Origin of the sequence: Leptospira vanthielii serovar Holland str. Waz Holland = ATCC 700522 (assembly GCF_000332455.1) — a bacterium.
Lineage (GTDB): Bacteria > Spirochaetota > Leptospiria > Leptospirales > Leptospiraceae > Leptospira_A > Leptospira_A vanthielii.
In genome coordinates this window covers 1-659 of sequence record NZ_AOGY02000040.1, presented here as the reverse complement: position 1 = coordinate 659, position 659 = coordinate 1, and the positions used below count along the sequence as shown (strand labels likewise).

1 protein-coding gene is annotated in these 659 nt (G+C 37.6%); it reads left to right on the top strand.

Translation table 11 applies throughout. The features are described 5' to 3' along the window. Window positions 1-308: 308 nt before the first annotated feature. Window positions 309-659: transposase zinc-binding domain-containing protein (locus LEP1GSC199_RS09010; RefSeq protein ID WP_002981098.1), on the top strand; the 351-nt coding region annotated here is incomplete at its 3' end.

The following is a 659-nucleotide window of genomic DNA, read 5'->3' as shown; positions in this document are numbered from 1 at the left end:
TGGAAAGAAGTGCATACAATGTGGCAATGTCGTTAGTTGAATTTGGGTATTTTTCGAAAGTGAATATTTTAGTTAATATTTCCATGTTCATTTTTGTTTTCCTTTAAATTTAAATTATGGCGTATAACGAACTAGACTAACCGACGTAGGCTGGCCCTGAGTCCCGGAAACGGGACGTTAGGGACTGGAACGACACTTGCGACTGCAAGGGGAGTGCCAGAAGCCTATGTGGCGCAGCCCAAGCGAGGGCTCGTCCCGAAGCGAAGCGGTTAGTTGCTGTTATCTGCAATGCCCTAGAACTTAATTCTATGAATGAATTCCAACAAGTTTTATATAAGCAAATAGATAAGATTCAAGCTTCCAACCTGCCTACTCATGTTAAGAAGGTTGTTTCTGCTGTTGCTCTTTGTAGAACTAATGCCATGAAGGGAAGAGTCTATTCTTGTCCAAACGGACACTTCTCTATATTCATTAGAGAATCTTGTAACAATAGATCTTGTCCTACTTGCCAATCAGAAAATAAAAGAGAATGGAATTCTAATACAAAAGAAAAAGTTTCTAATTCTCCACATTATCATCTTGTTTTTAAGTTACCTTCTTTTCTGTATCCATATATTCTTTCCCATTATAAAGAATTTATAGAAATCCTTTTTGAAGCT